Annotated in this window: 44 protein-coding genes; 22 read left to right on the top strand and 22 right to left on the bottom strand. The window is 66.0% G+C overall.

Annotation, left to right across the window (positions count from 1 at the left end; translation table 11 throughout):
• The first annotated feature begins 5 nt into the window (after window positions 1-5).
• From H958_RS0108155 to H958_RS0108185, 7 genes are read left to right on the top strand one after another with little or no spacing between them, the layout of a single operon-like run.
• Window positions 6-1,010 carry a hypothetical protein gene (locus tag H958_RS0108155; RefSeq protein ID WP_156027780.1) on the top strand — a complete coding sequence of 335 codons (1,005 nt, stop codon included), beginning with the start codon at window positions 6-8 and terminating at the stop codon, window positions 1,008-1,010.
• Window positions 1,007-1,246: a hypothetical protein gene (locus H958_RS0108160; protein ID WP_028058298.1), complete on the top strand. Its 240-nt coding sequence runs from the start codon at window positions 1,007-1,009 to the stop codon at window positions 1,244-1,246. The genes H958_RS0108155 and H958_RS0108160 overlap by 4 nt, the downstream gene beginning before the upstream one ends.
• Complete coding sequence (locus H958_RS0108165) at window positions 1,221-1,454, top strand: hypothetical protein (protein ID WP_156027781.1); 234 nt, start codon at window positions 1,221-1,223, stop codon at window positions 1,452-1,454. Before H958_RS0108160 ends, H958_RS0108165 begins: the two co-directional genes overlap by 26 nt.
• Window positions 1,432-1,854 carry a hypothetical protein gene (locus H958_RS0108170; protein ID WP_028058300.1) on the top strand — a complete coding sequence of 141 codons (423 nt, stop codon included), beginning with the start codon at window positions 1,432-1,434 and terminating at the stop codon, window positions 1,852-1,854. The genes H958_RS0108165 and H958_RS0108170 overlap by 23 nt, the downstream gene beginning before the upstream one ends.
• Window positions 1,851-2,249, top strand: coding sequence for a hypothetical protein (locus tag H958_RS0108175; RefSeq protein ID WP_028058301.1), 399 nt, complete (start codon window positions 1,851-1,853; stop codon window positions 2,247-2,249). The genes H958_RS0108170 and H958_RS0108175 overlap by 4 nt, the downstream gene beginning before the upstream one ends.
• Window positions 2,246-2,434, top strand: coding sequence for a hypothetical protein (locus H958_RS0108180; protein WP_028058302.1), 189 nt, complete (start codon window positions 2,246-2,248; stop codon window positions 2,432-2,434). The genes H958_RS0108175 and H958_RS0108180 overlap by 4 nt, the downstream gene beginning before the upstream one ends.
• Complete coding sequence (locus tag H958_RS0108185) at window positions 2,421-2,717, top strand: hypothetical protein (RefSeq protein ID WP_028058303.1); 297 nt, start codon at window positions 2,421-2,423, stop codon at window positions 2,715-2,717. Before H958_RS0108180 ends, H958_RS0108185 begins: the two co-directional genes overlap by 14 nt.
• Here H958_RS0108185 and H958_RS0108190 read toward each other — a convergent pair.
• The 16 genes from H958_RS0108190 to H958_RS47430 all read right to left on the bottom strand — a co-directional run bounded on the left by H958_RS0108190 (window position 2,704) and on the right by H958_RS47430 (window position 8,725).
• Entirely contained in the window at window positions 2,704-2,910 is a 207-nt protein-coding gene (locus H958_RS0108190) for a hypothetical protein (RefSeq protein ID WP_028058304.1), read from the bottom strand. The two genes, H958_RS0108185 and H958_RS0108190, sit on opposite strands and share 14 nt — an antisense overlap.
• Before the next feature lie 10 nt (window positions 2,911-2,920).
• Window positions 2,921-3,451 carry a hypothetical protein gene (locus H958_RS0108195; RefSeq protein ID WP_028058305.1) on the bottom strand — a complete coding sequence of 177 codons (531 nt, stop codon included), beginning with the start codon at window positions 3,449-3,451 and terminating at the stop codon, window positions 2,921-2,923.
• Window positions 3,448-3,753, bottom strand: coding sequence for a hypothetical protein (locus tag H958_RS0108200; protein ID WP_028058306.1), 306 nt, complete (start codon window positions 3,751-3,753; stop codon window positions 3,448-3,450). The genes H958_RS0108195 and H958_RS0108200 overlap by 4 nt, the downstream gene beginning before the upstream one ends.
• 1 nt (window position 3,754) lies before the next feature.
• On the bottom strand, window positions 3,755-4,108 hold the full coding sequence (locus tag H958_RS0108205; RefSeq protein WP_156027782.1) for a hypothetical protein: 354 nt from the start codon (window positions 4,106-4,108) through the stop codon (window positions 3,755-3,757).
• Between the two features lie 242 nt (window positions 4,109-4,350).
• On the bottom strand, window positions 4,351-4,638 hold the full coding sequence (locus H958_RS0108210) for a hypothetical protein (RefSeq protein WP_028058308.1): 288 nt from the start codon (window positions 4,636-4,638) through the stop codon (window positions 4,351-4,353).
• Between the two features lie 160 nt (window positions 4,639-4,798).
• Window positions 4,799-5,065: a hypothetical protein gene (locus tag H958_RS0108215; protein ID WP_028058309.1), complete on the bottom strand. Its 267-nt coding sequence runs from the start codon at window positions 5,063-5,065 to the stop codon at window positions 4,799-4,801.
• Window positions 5,066-5,111: 46 nt separating this feature from the next.
• Complete coding sequence (locus H958_RS0108220) at window positions 5,112-5,621, bottom strand: DnaJ-like cysteine-rich domain-containing protein (RefSeq protein WP_196807277.1); 510 nt, start codon at window positions 5,619-5,621, stop codon at window positions 5,112-5,114.
• A gap of 515 nt (window positions 5,622-6,136) precedes the next feature.
• A complete protein-coding gene (locus tag H958_RS0108225) occupies window positions 6,137-6,466 on the bottom strand; it encodes a hypothetical protein (RefSeq protein WP_028058311.1) in 330 nt (109 codons plus the stop codon).
• A 4-nt stretch (window positions 6,467-6,470) separates the two neighbouring features.
• Entirely contained in the window at window positions 6,471-6,740 is a 270-nt protein-coding gene (locus H958_RS0108230) for a hypothetical protein (protein WP_028058312.1), read from the bottom strand.
• Window positions 6,740-7,132 carry a hypothetical protein gene (locus H958_RS0108235; RefSeq protein WP_028058313.1) on the bottom strand — a complete coding sequence of 131 codons (393 nt, stop codon included), beginning with the start codon at window positions 7,130-7,132 and terminating at the stop codon, window positions 6,740-6,742. The genes H958_RS0108230 and H958_RS0108235 overlap by 1 nt, the downstream gene beginning before the upstream one ends.
• 9 nt (window positions 7,133-7,141) lie before the next feature.
• Window positions 7,142-7,465 carry a hypothetical protein gene (locus tag H958_RS0108240; RefSeq protein ID WP_028058314.1) on the bottom strand — a complete coding sequence of 108 codons (324 nt, stop codon included), beginning with the start codon at window positions 7,463-7,465 and terminating at the stop codon, window positions 7,142-7,144.
• Complete coding sequence (locus tag H958_RS0108245; RefSeq protein ID WP_037409721.1) at window positions 7,458-7,733, bottom strand: transcriptional regulator; 276 nt, start codon at window positions 7,731-7,733, stop codon at window positions 7,458-7,460. The genes H958_RS0108240 and H958_RS0108245 overlap by 8 nt, the downstream gene beginning before the upstream one ends.
• A gap of 19 nt (window positions 7,734-7,752) precedes the next feature.
• Entirely contained in the window at window positions 7,753-8,004 is a 252-nt protein-coding gene (locus H958_RS0108250; protein WP_028058316.1) for a hypothetical protein, read from the bottom strand.
• A 159-nt stretch (window positions 8,005-8,163) separates the two neighbouring features.
• Complete coding sequence (locus H958_RS0108255; protein ID WP_028058317.1) at window positions 8,164-8,343, bottom strand: hypothetical protein; 180 nt, start codon at window positions 8,341-8,343, stop codon at window positions 8,164-8,166.
• Complete coding sequence (locus H958_RS0108260) at window positions 8,333-8,560, bottom strand: hypothetical protein (protein WP_028058318.1); 228 nt, start codon at window positions 8,558-8,560, stop codon at window positions 8,333-8,335. Before H958_RS0108260 ends, H958_RS0108255 begins: the two co-directional genes overlap by 11 nt.
• 21 nt (window positions 8,561-8,581) lie before the next feature.
• Window positions 8,582-8,725 carry a hypothetical protein gene (locus tag H958_RS47430; protein WP_196807278.1) on the bottom strand — a complete coding sequence of 48 codons (144 nt, stop codon included), beginning with the start codon at window positions 8,723-8,725 and terminating at the stop codon, window positions 8,582-8,584.
• 587 nt (window positions 8,726-9,312) lie between these two features.
• Here H958_RS47430 and H958_RS0108270 point away from each other — a divergent pair.
• The 15 genes from H958_RS0108270 to H958_RS0108340 all read left to right on the top strand — a co-directional run bounded on the left by H958_RS0108270 (window position 9,313) and on the right by H958_RS0108340 (window position 14,418).
• On the top strand, window positions 9,313-9,621 hold the full coding sequence (locus H958_RS0108270; protein WP_028058319.1) for a hypothetical protein: 309 nt from the start codon (window positions 9,313-9,315) through the stop codon (window positions 9,619-9,621).
• Window positions 9,622-9,659: 38 nt separating this feature from the next.
• Window positions 9,660-9,863 (top strand): hypothetical protein, encoded by a 204-nt coding sequence (locus H958_RS0108275; RefSeq protein WP_028058320.1) that lies wholly within the window; start codon window positions 9,660-9,662, stop codon window positions 9,861-9,863.
• 222 nt (window positions 9,864-10,085) lie between these two features.
• Complete coding sequence (locus tag H958_RS0108280; RefSeq protein ID WP_028058321.1) at window positions 10,086-10,268, top strand: hypothetical protein; 183 nt, start codon at window positions 10,086-10,088, stop codon at window positions 10,266-10,268.
• Window positions 10,265-10,462 carry a hypothetical protein gene (locus H958_RS0108285; protein WP_028058322.1) on the top strand — a complete coding sequence of 66 codons (198 nt, stop codon included), beginning with the start codon at window positions 10,265-10,267 and terminating at the stop codon, window positions 10,460-10,462. Before H958_RS0108280 ends, H958_RS0108285 begins: the two co-directional genes overlap by 4 nt.
• A gap of 211 nt (window positions 10,463-10,673) precedes the next feature.
• Window positions 10,674-10,916 (top strand): hypothetical protein, encoded by a 243-nt coding sequence (locus H958_RS0108290; protein WP_028058323.1) that lies wholly within the window; start codon window positions 10,674-10,676, stop codon window positions 10,914-10,916.
• A complete protein-coding gene (locus H958_RS0108295) occupies window positions 10,909-11,232 on the top strand; it encodes a hypothetical protein (protein WP_028058324.1) in 324 nt (107 codons plus the stop codon). Before H958_RS0108290 ends, H958_RS0108295 begins: the two co-directional genes overlap by 8 nt.
• A gap of 111 nt (window positions 11,233-11,343) precedes the next feature.
• Window positions 11,344-11,658: a hypothetical protein gene (locus H958_RS0108300; RefSeq protein ID WP_028058325.1), complete on the top strand. Its 315-nt coding sequence runs from the start codon at window positions 11,344-11,346 to the stop codon at window positions 11,656-11,658.
• Between the two features lie 168 nt (window positions 11,659-11,826).
• Entirely contained in the window at window positions 11,827-12,042 is a 216-nt protein-coding gene (locus tag H958_RS0108305) for a hypothetical protein (protein WP_028058326.1), read from the top strand.
• A 3-nt stretch (window positions 12,043-12,045) separates the two neighbouring features.
• On the top strand, window positions 12,046-12,222 hold the full coding sequence (locus tag H958_RS46045; protein ID WP_156027783.1) for a hypothetical protein: 177 nt from the start codon (window positions 12,046-12,048) through the stop codon (window positions 12,220-12,222).
• A gap of 19 nt (window positions 12,223-12,241) precedes the next feature.
• Window positions 12,242-12,418 carry a hypothetical protein gene (locus tag H958_RS0108315; RefSeq protein ID WP_156027784.1) on the top strand — a complete coding sequence of 59 codons (177 nt, stop codon included), beginning with the start codon at window positions 12,242-12,244 and terminating at the stop codon, window positions 12,416-12,418.
• A gap of 60 nt (window positions 12,419-12,478) precedes the next feature.
• Complete coding sequence (locus tag H958_RS46050) at window positions 12,479-12,709, top strand: hypothetical protein (protein WP_156027785.1); 231 nt, start codon at window positions 12,479-12,481, stop codon at window positions 12,707-12,709.
• A gap of 474 nt (window positions 12,710-13,183) precedes the next feature.
• Window positions 13,184-13,657 (top strand): hypothetical protein, encoded by a 474-nt coding sequence (locus tag H958_RS0108325; RefSeq protein WP_028058328.1) that lies wholly within the window; start codon window positions 13,184-13,186, stop codon window positions 13,655-13,657.
• 28 nt (window positions 13,658-13,685) lie between these two features.
• Window positions 13,686-13,853, top strand: coding sequence for a hypothetical protein (locus H958_RS46060; protein WP_156027787.1), 168 nt, complete (start codon window positions 13,686-13,688; stop codon window positions 13,851-13,853).
• A complete protein-coding gene (locus H958_RS0108335; RefSeq protein ID WP_028058329.1) occupies window positions 13,850-14,053 on the top strand; it encodes a hypothetical protein in 204 nt (67 codons plus the stop codon). The genes H958_RS46060 and H958_RS0108335 overlap by 4 nt, the downstream gene beginning before the upstream one ends.
• Window positions 14,050-14,418: a hypothetical protein gene (locus tag H958_RS0108340; protein ID WP_028058330.1), complete on the top strand. Its 369-nt coding sequence runs from the start codon at window positions 14,050-14,052 to the stop codon at window positions 14,416-14,418. Before H958_RS0108335 ends, H958_RS0108340 begins: the two co-directional genes overlap by 4 nt.
• Here the strand turns inward: H958_RS0108340 and H958_RS47435 are convergent.
• The 6 genes from H958_RS47435 to H958_RS0108370 form a co-directional block, all read right to left on the bottom strand.
• Window positions 14,351-14,623: a hypothetical protein gene (locus H958_RS47435; RefSeq protein WP_196807279.1), complete on the bottom strand. Its 273-nt coding sequence runs from the start codon at window positions 14,621-14,623 to the stop codon at window positions 14,351-14,353. The two genes, H958_RS0108340 and H958_RS47435, sit on opposite strands and share 68 nt — an antisense overlap.
• Window positions 14,624-14,802: 179 nt before the next feature.
• Complete coding sequence (locus H958_RS0108350) at window positions 14,803-15,339, bottom strand: hypothetical protein (RefSeq protein ID WP_028058332.1); 537 nt, start codon at window positions 15,337-15,339, stop codon at window positions 14,803-14,805.
• The gene (locus tag H958_RS0108355) at window positions 15,332-15,901 is read right to left on the bottom strand and encodes a hypothetical protein (protein ID WP_028058333.1); all 570 of its coding nucleotides are present in this window, start codon (window positions 15,899-15,901) and stop codon (window positions 15,332-15,334) included. Before H958_RS0108355 ends, H958_RS0108350 begins: the two co-directional genes overlap by 8 nt.
• Window positions 15,902-16,045: 144 nt before the next feature.
• Window positions 16,046-17,734 carry a hypothetical protein gene (locus H958_RS0108360; protein WP_156027789.1) on the bottom strand — a complete coding sequence of 563 codons (1,689 nt, stop codon included), beginning with the start codon at window positions 17,732-17,734 and terminating at the stop codon, window positions 16,046-16,048.
• Window positions 17,735-17,768: 34 nt separating this feature from the next.
• A complete protein-coding gene (locus H958_RS0108365) occupies window positions 17,769-18,044 on the bottom strand; it encodes a hypothetical protein (protein WP_028058335.1) in 276 nt (91 codons plus the stop codon).
• Window positions 18,041-18,349, bottom strand: a complete 309-nt coding sequence (locus H958_RS0108370; RefSeq protein ID WP_156027791.1) for a hypothetical protein — start codon at window positions 18,347-18,349, stop codon at window positions 18,041-18,043. The genes H958_RS0108365 and H958_RS0108370 overlap by 4 nt, the downstream gene beginning before the upstream one ends.
• Between the last annotated feature and the right edge of the window lie 2 nt (window positions 18,350-18,351).

Below are 18,351 nucleotides of genomic sequence, written 5' to 3' on the forward strand. Positions count from 1 at the left end.
AGGCGATGGACTTTGACCCCGACGAAGGAGCCCCGGTGGCAGTAGCGGCCGAGCGTGTCGAACTGAGCGACGAAGCGGATCCTGACCGGCTTGTCGCTGCGGCAGCCGAACTCGAAGCCGAGGCAGAGCGGCTTCGGGAGCAGCGGCTGAGCCTTCTCGCCCGCGCGAGAGAACTCAAGCAGCACGCCGAGCTTGTGCGCATCTACCAGTCACGCCGGGTTGAGCACAAACGAGTCGGCATGCCGACCGATCGCCGTGGCCGTGACATTCCTCCTCACGAGCTAGAGGTAATCAAGCGGCAGGTAGAGGCACTTCAGCCGCACGCGTCTGTGCCCGCCATCGCAGAGCATCTGACCATCACCGAGAACATGGTCCGCACTCGTCTCGAACGGCTCATCGCAAGCGGAGCCGTCGAGCGTACCGGCCAGGCGTCAGGCACGCGGTACTGGTTGAAGGACACAGCGCCCAAGCACATGGTTGACCCGCTCGGGTTCGTGTGTGACGTGGGCCGGGAGTTGAAGGGGGCGTTCTTTATCCAGGACATCCTCAACGTCGCGCCGGGGATGAGCTACGCCACGGCGGCAAAGTGCTGTGAGGAGTGGGTCAAACGAGGGACCTTCGACAGGGTCGAGGTAGAGGATTCCTCCATACCCGCAGGCAAGCGCATCCTCTACGACTACATCAATCGACCGTCAGAGCCGGTCAACCGGCGCAAGCGGGCGCCGGTCGAGGTAGAGGTGGCGCGGTCGGTCGCCGCTCAGCGTCCACGGCGCGGGAGGAGCGTCGCGGGGACGGGACGCGGGATCACGTACCGCAGTGACGAAGTGCGCAAGTTCGTGGAACAGGTCGAGGCGCAGGGGCTGGGGGTCCGTCCGGTGGCCAGTGGCGGCTCCCACCTCCAGTTCATCGATGGCGATCAGGTGGTCGGCGGGATCAGCAACGGGAACATGGACCCTCGCGCCATCGCCAACCAGCGCGCCGAACTGCGCCGCAAGGGATACGACCTATGACGTGGGACGACCCTGCGATGTACGCCATCGCGCGCGAGATCACCGACGAGGTGCTGCCGCCGATCACGCTTGAGATCGGCAGGCGCTACGTGCACCCGGAGCAGGGGGAGATCGAGATCACGTCGGGTTGCTACCGGGACCCGACCTACGATCGCATCTCGAACTGGTGGACCTGGACCGTGGTGGCGACCGGCGAGAAGAGGGCGGGCTATGGCAGCAACTGGCCAGTGGCCTGAGAGCGAGCGGCTGCCGCCGCTGCTGTTGGTCATCTACGAAGCGCTGCGCGAGCGCGGCTGGACGCTCGGGGATGACCGCGATCGGGCGATGACGTACTTCGAGGATCCCGAGGGCAACCGCTGGTATGACCTGGAGCGCGCGATCCTGGCGCAGTCCCTGCGGGAGATCGCAGTGGCGGGTGGAGATGAGCAAGGTCGAGATCACTGACCTGGAGCAGACGTGCTGGGCTTGCCCATCTCAGTGGGAGGGCAAGCTCGCGGACGGCCGCCACGTGTACATCCGCTACCGGTGGGGTTTCCTGCGGGTGACGGTCGGGGCCACGATGAACGACGCTATCAAGGTGGGCTCCTCCGACTTGATGGCCCACGTGAGGCTCCACCGCTGGTTCGAGGAGGGGCTAATCGACAATGAGATCGACAGCAACGCTCGTCTGTTCGAGCGAGAGGTGGAGCGCATCCGCGCCGAGGCCGAGGACGGCGAGTACATCTACGGTGAGCAGGTGGGCGACGACTTGGACGGCGACATGAGTACCATCGACATGCTCGACCGCCTGCGCGCAGCGGGTGTGCTCGCGGACAGTACCTTCACCTTCAAGTTCAGCGCATGAGCGACTTCGAGACGATCAAGACATTCAACGGCACGCGTGAGCTATGGCCGAGCATCATGTTCCGCGAGGTGCCGGTCACCGAGCCGCCGCCAGAGGGAACGGTCTGCATCCACTGCGAGGAGGACTTCTCTGCCGGTGGGACCGACTTCCCTGTCTATGCCGACTCGCGCTTCGGTGACGGCGCTCCCGGCGTCTACTACGGAAACGGGGCGCCCGCCCATCTGGAGTGCTTCCTGCGGGCCGGTATCGGCGGCCTGAACCACCTCAAGGGCACGTGCTCGTGCTGCGGGGGTGACGATCCTCCCGACCCGCCCGACCTCAGCCGGAGGGAGGCCGCCCTCCAGGCCGTGCTCTACTTCGACATGACCCGGCCGCACGAGGGGAACGCCCTGTGATCTCTCAGCGGCAGGTGACGTTGATGTCGTGGTTCGCCGGGCTCATGAACATCTTCGTCGGCTGCTACGTCGGCTTCAACGGCAGCATCGGGTGGACCGGATGGGCCAACATCGTCGTCGGCATCGGCGTCATCGTGACGCTGTACTGGATTCGGTCATACCGGCGCAAGAATGACCGACGCTAAGCCCTACTACGCCTCGCAGGTTCGCGTCGGGGACAACGTGTACGTCTTCGAGGGCTGGGCTCCCGAGATCGAGTTCCTGTTCCGCCCGGGCGTACTCGGGGAGGAGGCTCGCTGGCTGCTCGGGCTGCGGCTGAAGTACTGGAAGCCGCCGTGGTTCAAGCGCTGGGATCCGCCGATGCAGGTCCGCCGCATCCCACCCGCGCCTCCGGCGACGCCGCTTGAGCGAGCCCTGGGGTGGCTCCTGGTGCTCTACACGGCCTGGACGGCGCTCAGGCGGGGGTGAACTCGCCCGGCGCCGTTTCGAGGGCTCTGACGGCCCTCAGGCGCCCGTAGGCGGCATGGAAGACGACATCCGAGCCCACGGCCCGGACGCCGCCCTCCTCGCCCTGGAAGACGCTGAGCGCGTCCCGCTCGTCGCCAGCGTCGTGGATGACGCAGACGGGCCTCTCGGCGGCGACGATGATGAAGTCGGCCACGCGGTCGAGTCTACTTGCGCTCGAAGCGGTCGAGTTCGACGGTGACGCGCGCGATGTGGCCGGTGATCTCGCCGTCCACGACGAACTGCACCTCGAATGACGAGCCGCGCCGCTGCTCGGAGATCGGGGAGATGTTGTGTCCGCGAACCGAGTTGCGCAGCATCTTCGTCAGGCCGTCGATCAGAGAGCGCTCGCGCCCGATGATGGAAAGCTCGCTCTTCGGCGTGTCCGGCCATCGATCCCTCGCGAAGACGGTGCCGTTGGCCACGTGCCCCTCGTGGGTGAGGGTGACGAGCCACGGGCCGGGTCCCTCGCCCTGCTCCCACGTGATGAGCTTGTGCTCGCGGAAGAAGTTCCACGCCTTGCCGGAGATGTCGGCTCCCGTAGTAGCCCCGCGACCAAGCGCGCGGACAGGGGTGGGGGCAACGCCCCTGATGGTCAGCGCGTGGATCTTGCCTGCCGCGACCTTGGCCAGGGCCGCCTTGTGGGCGGGGATGAGTTCCGGCACCTTCTCGGTCATCGCTTCGGCCTCCTCACTCATGTGTCCTTCTTCTTCCATGCGTCCTCCTCGATGGCGCTTGCGATCAGCGCCGCCACCGCTTCGGGCACGTCGCCAGAGTCGATGCCCAGCTTCTCGGCCCAGTCCTGCGACCAGTGGTCGGGGTCTTCCCAGGCGGCTGCGAACATCGTCACGCCGCTGATTTTCACGTTCAGGTCGGTGGACAGGTCGTCCCAGACCTGACGCATCACCTGCTGGGTGGGGTCTTCGCCCTCATCGAGCAGGGCGGCGTCGATGAGGCCGCCGACGTAGGAACGCTCAACGGCGAAATTGACCTTCTTCACGTCACACCTCGATCAGTTCGTCCAGGTGGGCGCGGGCGCCGTCCACGGCCTCACGCAGCGCGGTGCGCATCTCGATCAGCCGGTTGAGCACGTCCTCGGCCTCGTCCAGCGTCTCCAGCGCCTCCCCGACGGCCTCCACGTAGTCGTTCGCGTTGGAGAGAGCGTCGTCGCGCTCCTCCCACTCGCGCTCCTCGTGAGCGCCCTGCGCCTGCTCCAGCGCCTCGGCCGCCTCGGACAGAGACTCGCTGATCCTCTCGGCCGCCTCGTTGATGCGGGCCACGTCACTCGCGACGTCACCGAAGTCCGCGTTGGACATGAGACCGGCCGCCTCAGCGATGCGGTCCAGCTTAGACATCCGCGCCATGTGTCTCCCTTGGGTAGGTGTGTACCCCACACTCTATCACCCCTGGTCACGGGTGACAAGCATTTCGGATCCGAAAGATACACCAGGTACCTCGGGCGAGAGAATTACCTTGAGCGAACGTGGTTTGGAGGCACATTACCTACCTCAGGGAGACGTTGTGACCCGAAACGTCGCCCCGAGATACACGAAGAGCCGCTTTCGCGGCCCCTCAGTCACTTCGGTTGCGGCTTCCCTTAGGTCGCCCTGGGTACCGGAACGTCTTCAAGCTCGGCTAGCTCGAAGCGCGCGAGGCGGATCGGCTGACCGTACTTGTGCAGGTGCGCGAGCGCGTAGGGCATCTGGTCGAGCATGGCCTCGCGGATCCGATGCACGAGCACCACCGCCCTGGGGAAGTCCTGCGAACGTTCCGGAGTCATACCCGCGATCTCCTCAGCGCGCGCGAGGACCACCGAGACGACCGACCAGGACCCATCGGGCTGCTGGCTCTGCCAGGCCCACAGCGTGTCGCCTAGTTCGGCCATGTCGTCCTTCTCCTTCTCGGTCGTCGCACTCGAAACAACGACACCCAGCCACGGCGACAGCGGGGGCAGTACTTGAACTCCCCCTGGTAGTTGTCTTGCAAGCCGTGGCCGAAGTGCCGAACGCGGTGGGCGTAGTAGCCGGGGCGGTAGAGGAACACGTTCAGTGTTCGTCCTCGCGCAGCATGCGCTCGACGGTCCCGGGCGCCTGGGGGAGAGTCCACAGCGGCGCGGGGGCGACGCCGAGGTTGGGAGAGGCCCAGTCGGGCGCGTCGGCCTCATCGCAGCCGCGTAGCGCGGCGAGTATCTCCGGCAGCGCGCAGGTGCGGCAGAGGTCTTGCCGGTGCCAGTGGTACCAGTTGTCGGGCCAGGTGGGTCCCTGGGCCGAGGCCCCGCACTTGTCGCACGTGACGGTGATGACGCGCGCCATCAGCCCTGGGGTCGGCGGAAGGGACCGATCCCCGCCTCGATCGTCATCAGACCGCGACGGCCGTGGCCCCGTTGGCGCTGGCGACGGGGATAGGCGGGAGTTCATCGAACGAGGGAAGCTCGGCGTGGACCTCACGGCCCCGGGGCGAGAGCCCGTAGAAGTGCGCGAGCGCTCCGCGCCTGGGCTCCGTTCGGATCAACGACACCGCGTCGTACTCGCGCAGCATTCGCATGTGGTAGCTGACGACCCCGAGGTGGACCCCAATCGCGTGCTTGAGGTCGTTGGGCGACAGCGCCTGGCGGCCGGAGCCCTTGCACTCCTTACAAGTCTCCTCCTTGCGGTGCCCCTTGCCCCGGCAGGGCTCGCACGCGGGCGCGTCCCCGAGCAGCCGGACCATGCGGGCGCGGATCGGGTGCGAGCACGCCTTCGCCATCTGCGGGTCGCTCAGGATGCTGGCCTTCCGCGTCTCCGAGAGCTTGGCGATGATCTCGCGCGCCACGACCGTGGCAGCCGGGGCCTCGCGATCATGGCGGTCGCGCCGAATGATCGCCGCCACGGCAGCCACTTGCCTTTCGCTGTCCAATGGGTCCTCCAAATCGTTTGCTTGGACAACCCCGAACATATCAGCCGCCGACGACGGAAAGCGTCGGAACGCAAAACGCCGAAGCCTTAGGCGAACCCCAGGGGGTTCTGGGTACTTGTCCCTCCGAGCTTTCACTCAGCAGGGTCGTTGCCCACAGACGGTCTTTTCACCATTCTCCCGTGAGGGATGAGGTAGGGAGTCGCGTCTTTCGGCGTGAACTCCCTCGGGCTTGTTTCCTTACCCGGTCTGCCGTCTGTTCCTTAGCTCCGGCTCGACACAAGCTAGCACCCTCTCAACGGCCGTCAAGGGTCAGTTACGAGAGTGTTGTCACACGAACAACGAGGTGATCTCGCTGCCAGGTTGGCCCATGGCTCCGCTATGCTCGTGCGCGTCGTCCCCCGGATGCGCGACTCCTTCCGGGACCGACCCCGCCCGGCCGCCAGGGGATTCCGCCAGTCAGCCAAACAGGTGCCCTGGCGGCCGGGGCTCTAACCGTCACGCTCCTGGACCACGACCTCGTAGCCCGGGTCGTACATCTTGGCCACGACGTAGGCGATCGTCGTCACGCGCTGCTCGAAGCTCGTCTCGCTCGACACGACGACCGCGCCCAACGACTCGATCGTCTTGACCATGTGCTCCACCGCCAGCGCAAGGTGGACATCCTCGGACGCGTGAGACCGCTGGGGCTCTGAGCGCAGGCGCTCGATCTCGGCTCGCATCTCCTTCTCCAGCGGTGTCGCGGCCCTCATGCCGTACACGTCGTCCTGGACGAGCATCAATCCCTGGGCCGTGTCCACGAAATGCCTGAGAACGTCCATCGTGCTACTGCCCCCCGTGGGCCTTGAGGATCGCCCGCAACGACGCGCTGTGCGCGATCAATCTGGCGTCGCCGGATCGCTCCCACAGGTCGGCCAGTCTCCCGATCTCTTCGCGCAGTCCTACGGCCCCCTCGGTGTCGTCAACGCGCACGATGACCGCCTCGCACCGCTCCGGATTCAGGTGGTCGAGACACATCGGCGGATCACCGGGAAGCTGAGCGCGCTTGCGGCAGACCGGGCAGACGTAGATCGTCCAACGCTCGATATCACCCATCAGGTCCCCGCCGGAGCGCTGAGGGCCTCAACGACCCGGGCGATCATCGCATCGCGCTCATCGGCCAGGGAGCGCAGTCTCGCTCCCTCCCGCGTCTGGCGGCCCATGTAGCTGCCGAGCCACGTGCCGACGACGGGCGCGGGCTCATACTCGCCCATGATCTCGATCAGCTTGAGCGCGATCTCGTCCTGCGTCCAGTGGCACGGGCACGCGCAGGGGAAGGGGTTGTCGTGGCACCAGTAGTGGCCCCAGTGTCGCGCCGGAGTGTTGCCCGGAGGACCGAGGCGGTTCAGCCGCTCCTGGCGCACCAGGTCACACTGATGCGACACCTTGCCGTCGATGAACGGCTGGAGGAAGTCGATGATCTCGTGGATGTGGGGGTCGCGGTCCATGCGAAGAGTCTATCGCCTCTCCTGCTCGCGGGCCACGGCCGCTTTGACCGCCTGTACGGCGGCCTCGTGACCCTCAAGGGCAGAGAACTCGTCCTTGTAGCGCCAGCAGCGCTCATCCAGCGGGCCACCGAAGATCATCGTCTCGAACCGCCATCCGTCCAGCGAGAGGGGAAGCCACACGGTGGACACCTCAACGTCGGCCCACCACGTCTTCCGGAGTACCCGGTAGTTCTCGTCGGTCAGGAGGCGACCGGCCTCCAGGAAGGAGATTGGATTGCCCTCGCGGTCGTGGAGAGGAAGGTCGAAGTCGTCGGGGTCGATGCTGTCAGACACGCGTCTTACCGGCCTTCAGGCCCTCGCGGTAGATGCGCTCCAGGTTCAGCCACAGCCGCTTGGGGATGCCCGTCCCGAAGTGCAGGGCGTCCGCGATCGTGTCGGTGATCGGCTGCTCGCCCGCCTCGATCGCCGTGTAGAGGTCCACCGACATACGCGCGCAGGTGGTGGCGGCGGCCTTGACGCCGAGCTTGTTCTCCTCGCGCCACTCCTTCAACGTCTCCCCGGGGGCGATCACCCAGTCGGGGTCGAACCGCTTATCCGTCACTTTCCCCTCCACCGCGTGCCTAATTCCACGTCGCCGCCTTGCGCATGTCGTCCAGGTACTCCTCCGAGGAGATGGCAGGGTTACGCCAGCGCCACACCGCGACCCGGAGGTAGATCACCCCGGCTCCCATGACGAGATTTACCCCCAACGTGAGAAGCAAGCCGGGAGACAGCAGCCGTGACAGGACCGTGTCGAGGGCAACCGTGAGGACCGCCCACGGCCACAGCCTCGGGAAGTACGCCCGGCGGTGGGCGAAGTACCGTCGCCTCATGGACGCTTCCTCGTGCCGACCTCGCGCACTCTCACAAGCTCACACCACGACGGTGTGCCGGGCGGGACGTAACCATCCGGGCGATGCTCGCAGAACGGCCACACCGCCAGGCGGCTGCACGTCTTGCAGACCTCGATCGTCCAGATGCGCTTAGCCGCGTCACGTTCCATCGGGAGGTCCATCCGCGTCGAGCTTGGCCTGAAGGTCAGCGATGGCCTCGCGCACATACTCAGTCTGCGGCCTGCGCTGAATGAAAGACATCTCGCGCAGCCACTCGACCTGATCGGGGCGAAGGCCAAAGTTGCGGTTCACCATCTTCTTCTTCGGCTCACGCTCCATCGGGACTCCTATCCATCATGGCCTGAGCGCCGATCATGATGCCGTAGCACAGCGACAGCGGGTCGATGGCCGCGTTGGGGAACTCCGCGCTCGCGATGAACTCTTGGAGCGCGCCGTACGCGATCCCCGCCTCGGCCTCGCTTCCCGTATCCCCCACGAGGTCCGCCGCCCGGTGTAGCTCCTCGGCAGAGAGAAGCCTATCGAAGGAATCTGCCACGCGCGGGAGTCTAGCGCAGGGTCATTCGTAGTTGGGAGTGCCGTTCTGGCCGGTCGGGCAGCCGGGCGAGTGATCCTCGCGGTGGCCGGGGCGGACCTCGTTGAAGCAGCCCACGCACTGACGCGTGTCCGTCTCCGATTCTGCCTTCGCCTTCAGGTCGGCCACAACCTTGGCCGCCTCATCAGGGGTAGCGTGCATTCCACAGGATACACGACAAGGGTACCTATCGCCAGTGGAGTCCTCTGGGTCCCTTTCAGGGTTACGCGGTGCCTATCCCTCACCAACCTGCCGGGATATGTCACTTTACCTGCGAGCAATCTGCGCGGTGACGTTCACCTATCGAGCCCTGTGCGAGGGGAGCCCTCAAAGCACAAGCCCTCCGGTTTGTCAAGGGGCAGCGTCAGGCAGGCGACACACAGCGCCTGAGCATGTGACCCCACGCTCTCCAAGCGTCATGTCCAACCACGAATGCCCTGCATACGAGGCACTTCGTCCTAGGGCTGAGTATGCGTCCCCAGCTACGCCCCACATACGGGCATTGCTCGCCCCTAGGCTTGCTCACCCGTAGCCGACCCTTACCACACGAGCTAGGGGCAGTCAACCCCCCGGGGCGGGCAGGGCGCGCGTGGAGGCGTCTGATAGGTAGATCACGGGTAGATCATGCCCTGGGGCTGTGGGATCATCGCGGCAAGCCTGCCAGGACGTGCCGAGTCGAGCCTAGCGCCCTGGGCGAACGGCGCTACTGTATTCGCATGTCTGAGTATGACGCGGATCGAGTTGCGCCTGCCTATCGGCTTGCCTACCCGGGCGATGGCGCTGATGACGATGATGCGGTGATCGTCACTGTACAGAACGCCGAGGCGTTGCCATCTGCGCTGGAGGACCACGGACTCATCATGATGTCCCCGAGTGAGATGCGTGACCTGTTTGGCGATCACCCGATGGACTGGCCCATGCGCTTCGTGGGCATGTGCATCAGGGTGGGAGCGCCGCCGAGCGAGCGGGTGGCCGGGTTCGTGTTGCCCAAGACCGCGACGAAGAGGCGAGGTGGCTCGGGGTAGACACGCATTGGGGCGGGGGGCGAGCTACGATACGTGGCATGGCGATCATTGTGCGTGACCTGTTCACTGCGGGACAGGAGCTTGACGCTGCCGGGCTGTGTTACCTCGCGACCGCTGTGCGCCTGGCCGAGGAGACGATCATGGCCCTACCCGAGGACCAGCGTGGGCCGACGACCGAGGGGCTGCTCTCTGATGTAGTACGTGTGCTGGGCCGCGTAGGTGATGGTGAGTACACGCAGTGATCCCCCAATGATCGACCGAGGCGCGGGCCGCCTTACACTCAGGCTAGTGCGCCCTGTATGCTGCGCTGGTCGGGCTGCTCCGAGCCACTGGCTTCATAGGGGACGCACGCAGCCGAAGCACAGCCCCAATGGGATACGGCTCTGTCCTCTCCCGGGGCAACGCGGAAGCGGTCCCTCCCCGAAGGAGCAGCCCGACACTCTACGAGCGCTAAGCTTGCGCGCATGCAGATCGAGCTACGCTTCGCCTTCGCTGCCAACCCCGAGGGGACAGAGACCAAGACGCAGGCCGACGAGGCGACGGACATCATCAGGCGTGAGTTCGAGTACTTCCTCGGTAGCCTCACCTCACGTCTCAGTGACGAGGCCGGGGTGGACAGCGTGAGTTTCGTGAGGGCCGAGGAGTGAGCTACGCCGAGCGGGCCGCCATGGAGAGAGCCGCGATGCGCGCGCTCATGAGTGACAGCGACGTGGTGCGACTCACCGGGCCGGTGTTCGAGTGCGATGGCTGCGGGACGCGGCGTAGCCCTGAGCTTGCCGACGCCGAGGGATGGGTGAGCATCAACGCCCTTGACTACTGCGCTGGCTGCTGGCCGGGGTGAGCGACGATGCGACTGTTCAAGCGCTGCTCTCGCTGTGGCCTGATCCGCCTGTGTGACGTGACCGAGGGCGAGCCGGTCCTCTGCGACGAGTGCTTGGGCCGCGAGGCCCCTGAGCCCCCTGAGCCGTCCTGAGCGCCGCCTGAGGTTCGCGTGCGGACATTGAGCCGGGCCTGGAGGGCGGCGCCCGAGGCGGGCGCTAAGCTCCTCGCAAATGGATGCCAGACCGGAGAGGACCGGAGCGGAGCGCGCGCCCTTCACGCTGTCGTTCCTGGAGGAGACGTATCCATACATCCGCTGGCGCGAGCCGGTGAAGGTCACGACGCCGCGAGGCGAGGGCTTTGACTGCCGTGTCTGCATCGCGAGCTTCGGCAAGCGCGCAAGTGACGGGCCGCAGTTCTATGTCCATGAGGCCGCCCTCGGACACATCGCTGAGCATGTAGAGCACGATGAGTGACGACTGGTCGCCGTCGAAGGCGTTCGTGCGTCAGGTCATCTCCGGTCTGGCGCCCAAGATTGAGCAGAGTGATGTGTTCCTCTCGCTCGGGCCGAGTGACCCCAACGATACCGCTGGCGACGTGAAGCTGTGGGTCGAGCTTGGGGCCGCGATCATGATGGACAAGCCGATCCTCGCCGTCGTGCTGAGCCGCCGTGTCTCCAAGCGTCTGCGGCGTGTGGCCGACGAGATCGTGTATGCCCCCAACGGGCTCAACGATGAGGTGGCTAAGGAGATTCAAGCGGCGATGACGCGCATGGTGCACAAGTTCCGCTGAGGCGTCAGGTTACGTCAGCTTGGCCTCAGGCGTGCGCCTGTGTATATGTGCGACAGTGAACATGACGGCAACTTGCCAGGGCAGGTTGACCGCGCGAGTGTCAGGAGAGGCATGAGGTACACCGAGCTTGTCTCCCGCGTCGCCCGGCTCGACAGTGAGCAGGCCGCGCGCGATCTCATCGCTGAGCACGCCTGGGTGGTGGGCGACGTGGTGAGGGCCAAGCAGGACATCGGGTGGGTGCTCGGTGACCTGAGTGAGGAACAGCGAGGTGAGGCGCTGCGCTGGCTGCCCGAGGATGTCATGCATCCCATCCTCGGGCGTGACTTCCGCCGCCGCTCGGCCCACGAGTTGCTGGAGTTGGGCCGTCAGTTCATGCATGACCAGGTGGCCCGGCGCGGCGAGTGGCGCGCCGAGCGCGACGAGTGAGCCAAATGTCCGAGTGCGAACGCGCCAGAATTGTCACCCGAATGACACTGCATGTCACACGCGCGCTCGGCGGCTCAGGCGCGCATCGCACCAGCATCTAGCGCCTCTCAGAATGTCCGCGCACGGACGTGGGGCGCTTCGGTCCGGACGCGGTGATAGCGTCGTTGCATGCTGATCCCCCTCAGGCGCGAGCAACTGGATGACATGCGCTGCGGCATGAAGCACGGCGGCCGTCCCTGCGATCACCAGCAGGGTGTGCCGCTGTACTTCCACGCGCGCTGTCACCCCGAGGCTGCCACGCGCGTCATGTATGACCACGGCGTCCTGCATATCTCGTGCCATCGGTGCGAGGCGGCCATCGCGCAGGTGTCGGTGAAGGAGTGACCCATGGCATTCGATGATGAACGCCTGGAGGAGCCCGAGCCCGACGAGCCGGTCAAGACGGAAATACAGGCATCGTTGGAGAGCGATGCCGTCGAGGCCATGAGCACGCTCGTCGCGGAGTACGGCTACACCACGGCGGACCTGATGAACATGGTCTACGCGGCGCTGTCTAGTGCTTGACGCGTTTCTCGCGCTCCAGGTGATCGAAGACGAGGGCGCGGGCCACCTCGCGCTGCACTGCACCTGCGGGGAGGCGTTCAAGCCTGGAGAGACAGGGATCATCGTGCGCTATGAGCCGGACGCGTTCGGCATGAGCTATGTCCTGTGCCATCAGCGCTGCCTGCGCCACGTTGATGATCGTGACGGTGCAACGTGAGCGCGGCATGTGCTCGCACCACCTTGAAGATGGCGTCAGCAGGTCTAGCGTTAGTGCGCTATGAACCACATCGTTGTCGGCGTGTCGCCAGCGGGCGGCAAAGCAGAGGAGACGCTGGGCGAGGTCAATGAGCAGTGGTCGGTCGAGGAGATTGACGCCGACACGCCCGCACGACCGCACGACACGGTGATACTGGCAGTGCCCGAGGGACTGGGCAGGGAGATTGGCGAGCAGGTGTGTAATGCGCTCAGAGGAGAGGCCAGTGCAGGAGAGAGAGAAGGTAGGAGGTGACGAGCGTGCACGCACACTTGTTGCTCAAGCTCCTGGCGGAAAAGTCCGTCTCACTATTGCCGGGCAAGGTGATCTCAGCGGGCTTACGGCTGATGGTCACTACGTCATCGAGCGGCTGCCAGTTGACCAGATCATTGCTGTCGAGCCCGTCCCCGACGACACCCCGGTCGATGTCCTCATCGGTCAGTGACCCGCCCTGCGAGACGTGTGGGATGCGTCACGGTCACGCGCTGTCATGCCCTATGACGCCATATCACCTGCGCGTCGATGTGCCGCCCATCGCAGCGTGCCCGGTGTGCGCGAAGGAGACGTGGTGGCCGCCCGAGGTCGGTGGACCGTGTCCGAACTGTGACGGCATGTTCGAGATCACCGACGCCTACCGCGAGCACTGTCGGACCGAGCTTGAACTGAAGATGCTCGAACGACTGTGGGAATCACCGGCTGCCGACCGCCAGCGGCCGTAGACTGTCCGGCATGACCCAGTACACATCAGAGGAAGATGCCGAGCGCTTGCACGCCGAGGTAAAAGCCGCCGCGATCGGGCCGCTCGGCTCGGCGGTCATGCTCGGCCCTGACGGCGTCTACGTGTTCTTCAAGGTCCGATGGTCAGACACGATGCGGCGTGTCACCACGCTGGCCGTCTCGCGAGAGGACATCAACTCGGAGTCGCGATGGTCGTTCTTCCGCGAGCCGCATGCCGCCCGAGGTGAGTTCTCGCTCGTGCTGGAGATTCAGTGGCCTGAGGTGGAAGAGCGCGCCGTCCTGTACTTCGAGTGGAAGCAGTGGCATGTCGAGCTTGAGCAGGTGGAGCGTAACGGTGGGCTGATCGCGCTGTGCCCCGAAGCCGCCAGGGGGCACGAGATGCTCAGGCAGGGTCTCTACGTTGAGGTGGCGACGGACGTGCTCACGGCTGTGCGCAAGGCGCTGGCCAGGGTCACCGGTACATGACCTCTAGCGGCGCTGGTACCCTGTTCCCATGACGCTGTACATCACCCTCAGGGACGATGGCCGCAGGCTCTACGCCTACGAGGTGGAGGCCGACACGCGCGACGCCTGCATCGCTGAGGCCCGGCGCCAGGCGCGCGAGGAGACCGGCAGGCTGCGCTTCTCGCTCGTGAGCGTCACCGAGGTCCAGCGGGCGTGACGCTCGACACGCACGGCCGCGTGCTCGAACACGTCGTGATCGCCGCCGGACAGCCCTTCCCGCATCCGTCACTCGGGCAGGCGATCCTGTTCATCCAGCAGTGCTGGCAGGTTGGGATCCCCGCGCACCTGTCGCACTGCCGGTTCGGCGCGGAGCGGCTGAACTACTCGCCCGACGCGCTGCGTATGCTCTCACTATGAGCGACGAGCGCACCGAGGCCGAGCGGATCGATCCCTCGATCGGCGTCGGACCGGACGACCCGCGCTACCGGGGCTTCCGTATCCGTGAGTACTGGATGGCCACCACGGTCTCATCGACGCGTGGCGAGGACTGGGAGGGGCCGCTGTGGATCACTCCACAGGTTGCCAAGGCGTTCGGCTTCTCCTCGCCCGGACCGGCGATGGCCAACGATCAGCGCTCGCTCGCGGTCATACGCAAGTGGGCCGAGTGGATGACGAGAGAGAACGCCGGGCTCATCATCCGCATCCGTCACTTCGTCACAGAGGGTCCTGACGAGGTGATTGGTCAAGTGGTGATTGAAGCGCCTCGACGTACGCAGGACTGAGCGGCTGACCCTTCTTGAAGCGCCCGATGTTGGTGTCACCCCAGGTGCGCACCCAGCGCAGGCACTCGTAGACGCTGGCGCTCTCGGTCATGATGCGCTGGTCGTGCGCTCTCACCACGAGCCACTTGTTGGCGTAGCGCCCCGCCCACGTGACGATCTCGAAGTCGGCCATGCACTCAGTAGTCGGCCAGCGTAGCGCTACCATCAGGCGCATGGCAGTAGACAGGGATATTCAGGCCGTCGTCGCGGCGGCGCTGGACGTGCAGTACGACCGGGCGCGGGACGATCAGCACGGCGCTGAGAAGAGCTTCGCAGTGCTCTTCGCGCTGGTGCTCTCGATGCCGGAGCACCACAGCACAGTTGCGAGCGTCCTCTCCGAGGGGCCTAGCGGCCCGTCTGCGGCCCGTCCAGGCCCGCAGGAGGGGTAGCGCCCGCCTCGCCCTCGCTCGTGGCCTCTGAGGGGCCTGCTTCGAGCGGCAACTCGACGGCCTCCGCGTCCACGGCCGTCGCCTCGATCGCCTCCGGCTGCTCGGGCCATTCCCTGTCCAGCATCTCCAGGATGGCGATGCGCGCGAACCGGGCACGGTTGAAGTCCCGGTAGTTGATGTCCGTGCGCTTGCGGTGCGCGATGTAGGCGTCGATCAGCGCGCCGATCTCCGGCGGCACGTCGAGCGCGATCCGGACGTACTTCTCCTTGCCGTCCTTGTCGTAGCCGGGTCCCTGGCCGTGGCGCCGATCACGCCAGATCATCTCCAGACGGCTCACCTGGAGGCGACCACGGCCGCCGCAGTACTCGTGAGGCTTGCGCGGGTCGCCACCCTCCCACCACTCCTCAAGGCCGGTGCCGTGGCAGATGATGCACGTGCGCTCGATGCGACGGCCGTCCACCACGTTGATCTCTTCGCCGTCCCAGCTAGGCATGGTCACTGCCCACCCGGTAGACGTGACCGTCGCGGCGCCAGCGGATCACGCAGACGGCCATCGAGAGCCCATCGAGCCCCGGCGCGTACCTCGGCACCCCGGCGCGTTTGAGGATCGGGCGAGTGGGCGGCGGCACGCGGGACGCGAGCCGGTCAGCGAGCACCATGAGGTCATAGCCCATGTGCTGCATGGTGATGCCGTGCTCCTCGGAGAGTGAGTCGGCATCCCTGATCGCCGTGGCGATCTCCTCGAAGCCGAGCACCGGAGTGACCGGCTCGCCCTCACCATGCTCCATCAGCACGCCGAGCGCGAAGCCGTCGATCCACTGCTCGAACATGCGCTGGATCGCCAGGGCCGGGACCACGACCGGCGTCCGCTTGCCCCAGCCCTTCACCTGTCCACTGAGAGCGGCGTACAGGTTCGTGCAGCGCTGGCCGATCACACGGGTGAGGCCGTCAATGTCGATGCCACGGTCGGTAATCAGCGCCTGGAAGTCATCCGGCGTGTTGACGGCCGCGACGCGCTCCTCCTGAGCCCTGAGCAGGGCGCCCGTGTCCTTCACGGCCGGTCACCTGCCTCGCGGTCCAGCGCCCTGATCTGACTCTCCCGAGTCGTGCCGGACGGTTCCAGGTGGCTGCTCATGTCGAGTATTCCTCTCGTAGCTTGAGGGCGGGGCCGAAGCCCCGCCCGTGAAGTGTAGTGTGGGTCAGTCCTCGATGTTGTCGTCGTGCGAAGCCTGGACGGGCTCGCTCACGACCTTCTGGAACGTCAGGCGCTTGACGTTGGTCTGCTTGCCGTACTTCTCGTCGTCCACGTGACCGGCGTAGTAGTCGGTCTCGGCGTTGACGCTGAAGTCCACGATGTACGTCCCGCCGAGCACCGGGTTCGTGCCGTTCTCCTTGATGCTCGGCATCTTGCTGGCCTTGGCGCGGATGACGTTGCCCTCGGGCGTCTTCAGGGTGAAGATCGGGCTCGTGCTGTCGTAGGCGTAGGGGTTGTTGACCCAGTAGATGCTGTCCACGGTGACCGTGACGCCCTTCGAGCGCTTGCCCGGGGTGCCGACGAAGGCGCGCTCGGCCGTCGCCTCACGCTTGGCCTGGCGGGCCTTGTAGTTGGTGTAGGCGGCGAAGACGGCGGCGGCCATGCCGAACGCCTTCGGGTCCACGACCTCGGGGGTGACGGCCGTCTTGACGTTGTAGGCGAACTCGCCGTTCTCCTCCCACTCAGTCAGCGCCCAGGCGCGCACGATGCGAGCCGCGTCCATGTCCTGCTGCTCGGGCTCGGTCCACAGCGGGGCGCCGGTCTTGGGGTGCTTGCGCTGATCGCGCTTGTTCCAGTAGTTCCTGGAGGCGACGGCCTTGGTGGAGTTGTCGTAGTCGCGGGTGGAGACGTAGCCGCCCTCCTTGCGCACCGTCAGCGCGCAGTGCGTGAGGAAGTCGTGCATGAGAACCGGCGGCACCTCGCCCTTGGAGGAGGAGAGCGAGCGCATCTCCTCCCACACCTGCTGGAGCACCTTCATGATCCGCTCGGGGTTGTTGAGGCCGGTGAAGTCGCGGAGGCACTGGCGGCCCACCTGCTTGGTCTCGCCGGTCTCGTGCGAGTAGACGATGAAGGTGTCGTTGCGCTCGCGCTTGTAGCCGCAGTGCTCGCAGATGGAGCCGGTGTCGCGGAAGCGGTCGAGGTTGATCGCGTTGAGGGCCAGCGCGGCGGCCGACTCGCTCTCGCGCACGATGTGACCGTCGCCCCAGTCGAGTCCGCGCTGCATGCCGAAGCGGATGACGGGGATGCGCTTGATGATGTTGCCCGCCTCGGTCGTGTTCACCGTGGCGAGGAACTCGAAGCCATCGATCTTCGGCGTCGTGCCCGAGAAGATCACGAACGTGTGCAGGAAGTCGGCGTGATAGCCGCGATCGGGGTCCTCGGCGTAGCAGTAGTTGAGGAGGACCGTCTCGTCCGTGTCCGTGAGCGTCAGGTCGTCGCAGCCGATGCGGGCGGCCTTGCGCGAGAGGGCGGTGATGCGCTCGTGGGCGTAGGCGAGCTTGTCACCCGCGACGCAGAAGACGATCCCGCCGACCTCGGCCTGCGCCTCGCTGGCAGCCTTGCTGGCGACCTCGGCCTTCGCGCGAAGCTCGATGGTCACGGCGTCGCGCTCGACCCGCGTGGTGGGGTCGGTGAGGGAACCGATGGCACCGCGAGCGGCGGCGATGCGCTCGTCGCGGTCGATCTGGTCGTACAGGCGCTCGCGGTGCCAGTCCAGGTTGCGCTGCGCTGTGTCGGCGGCGTTCTGGAGAGCGAACGCGCGGGCGGCCGGGCCGATGTGCCCGATGTCCTCAAGGGTGAGGCCCGACACGGAGTCGATGCCGATGGCCTGGGACTCGATCATGGGAGTCGTCATGGGCACAACCCTACCAGCTAGGGATAACTCGTGTCTACCCCTTCAGCGCGGCGATGTCCTGCCTGCTGTCAACGTCAAGCTCGTAACCATGTGCCTCGATCAGCGAGACGGCCTCCTCGGCGCTGTCGGGCATCTCGAACGGGCCGTACTCATCGTCATCCGCCCAGCGGATCACGAGCCCCGCGTTGCCGGTGCCGTCACCGGGGTCGTCCCAGTAGATGTGGCCGACGACATCTCCCATCGAGATGTCGCGGCCGGTGGCGATGTCGTAGCCGCCGTCGTGCGGGTTACGCAGGTGAGCGAGCCTCATGCCGTCTCCTCCGGGGGCACCACGGCCGCGAGGCGGTAGCGCCAGTTGATGCCCCCGGTGATCTCGCGCATGAGTCCATCGGGGCACTGGACGGGCGGCTCAGGCGTCTCGAACTGCGCCTCAGACGTGCCGTAGGTGAAGCCCACGGTGTGCCCCATGCCGGGATGGCCGAACTCCTCGTTGCGGTAGAGGGCGATGCCCTTGCCGCGCTCGATGTGCAGCGTCAGCGCGAGCACGTACTCAGCCGGATCGCTGCCGTCCGCGATTGCCGTCGCGGCCTGCTCGATCGTCCATGTCTCCGGCATCT

It is taken from the genome of Candidatus Solirubrobacter pratensis (assembly GCF_000425945.1).
Lineage (GTDB): Bacteria > Actinomycetota > Thermoleophilia > Solirubrobacterales > Solirubrobacteraceae > Solirubrobacter > Solirubrobacter pratensis.